This is a genomic window from Stenotrophomonas maltophilia group sp. Smal17 (assembly GCF_030237045.1).
Lineage (GTDB): Bacteria > Pseudomonadota > Gammaproteobacteria > Xanthomonadales > Xanthomonadaceae > Stenotrophomonas > Stenotrophomonas forensis.
Genome location: NZ_JASJSU010000177.1, coordinates 1 through 1,575 on the forward strand (window position 1 = coordinate 1; position 1,575 = coordinate 1,575).

Annotated in this window: 1 protein-coding gene; it reads right to left on the reverse strand. The window is 68.1% G+C overall.

The genetic code is table 11. The features are described 5' to 3' along the window. Positions 1–96: 96 nt before the first annotated feature. Positions 97–1,464, reverse strand: a complete 1,368-nt coding sequence (gene purB / locus QRO93_RS21440) for an adenylosuccinate lyase (RefSeq protein WP_180880751.1) — start codon at positions 1,462–1,464, stop codon at positions 97–99. Between the last annotated feature and the right edge of the window lie 111 nt (positions 1,465–1,575).

The window sequence follows — 1,575 nt, forward strand, 5'->3', positions numbered from 1 at the left end:
GCTGGCATCAATCCAGAGCCGCTTTTGACGTTGCCGTTGCCGTTGCCGTTGCCTGCCGCAGGCAGCGCCCGCGGCCGCCGCCGCAAAGGAAACCCCTTAGATCTTCTTCGCCAGCGACTCAGCTAGGCCGGTGTAGCTGCCCGGAGTCATCTCCAGTAGGCGCTGCTTCGCATCCGCCGGCAGCTCCAGCCCCTGCACGAACGCCCGCATCGACTCGGCGGTGATGCCCTGGCCACGGGTCAGCGCCTTCAGCTGCTCGTACGGGTTCGGCAGGCCGTGGCGACGCATCACCGTCTGCACGGCCTCGGCCAGCACTTCCCAGGCCGCGTCCAGATCGGCGTCCAGGCGCTGCGGGTTCACTTCCAGCTTGCCCAGGCCCTTGGCCAGCGAATCCAGCGCCACCTGGCTGTGGCCGAACGCGGTGCCCAGCGCACGCAGCACGGTGGAGTCGGTCAGGTCACGCTGCCAGCGGCTGATCGGCAGCTTCGCGCTGAAGTGCTCGAACAGCGCGTTGGCGATGCCGAAGTTGCCTTCGGCGTTCTCGAAATCGATCGGGTTGACCTTGTGCGGCATCGTCGACGAGCCGACTTCGCCTTCCTTCAGGCGCTGCTTGAAGTAGCCCAGCGAGATGTAGCCCCAGATGTCGCGGGCCAGGTCGATCAGGATGATGTTGGCGCGGCGCGCGGCATCGCCGATCTCGGCGACGTTGTCGTGCGGCTCGATCTGCGTGGTGTACGGGTTGAACACCAGGCCCAGGCCGGTCACGAAGCGCTCGGCGAAGGCCGGCCAGTCCACGTCCGGGTAGCTGGCCACGTGCGCGTTGTAGTTGCCGACCGCGCCGTTGATCTTGCCGGTCAGTTCGACTGCGGCGATCTGCTTGCGCTGGCGTTCCAGGCGCGCAACCACGTTGGCCAGCTCCTTGCCCAGCGTAGTCGGTGAGGCGGTCTGGCCATGGGTGCGCGACAGCATCGGCTGGCCGGCCTGGGCGTGGGCCAGGGTGCGCAGGGTGGCGGCGATGCCGTCCAGGGTCGGCAGCAGCACTTCGCGGCGGGCCTGTTCCAGCATCAGGCCGTAGCTGAGGTTGTTGATGTCTTCGCTGGTGCAGGCGAAATGCACGAATTCCAGCGCCGGAGCCAGCTCGGTGTCGTCCTTCAGCTGTTCCTTGATGAAGTACTCCACCGCCTTGACGTCGTGGTTGGTGGTGCGCTCGATCTCCTTCACGCGCGCGGCCTGGGCCGGGCTGAAGCTGGCGGCCAGCGCGCGCAGGCGGGCGACGGCGGCGTCGGAGAACGGGGCCAGTTCGACGATGCCCGGCTCGGCGGCAAGGGCCAGCAGCCATTCCACCTCGACCACGATGCGGGCCTTGATCAGGCCATATTCGGAGAAGATCGGGCGCAGGGCGTCGACCTTGCCGGCGTAACGGCCATCAAGCGGGGACAGGGCGAGCAGGGCGGAATCGGACATGTCGGCAGGGCGGGGACGAGCGGCGGGGGCCATATTCTACGACGTGCCGGCGTGGTGGTGCCGGCCGCCGGCCGGCGATCGCGCCTGGCCCACGATTCCATGGAGCGCCGG

Coding starts and splice junctions, on each gene's coding strand:
- purB (WP_180880751.1), bottom strand. CDS start 1,464: ATGTCCGATTCCGCCCTGCTCGCCCTGTCCCCGCTTGATGGCCGTTAC.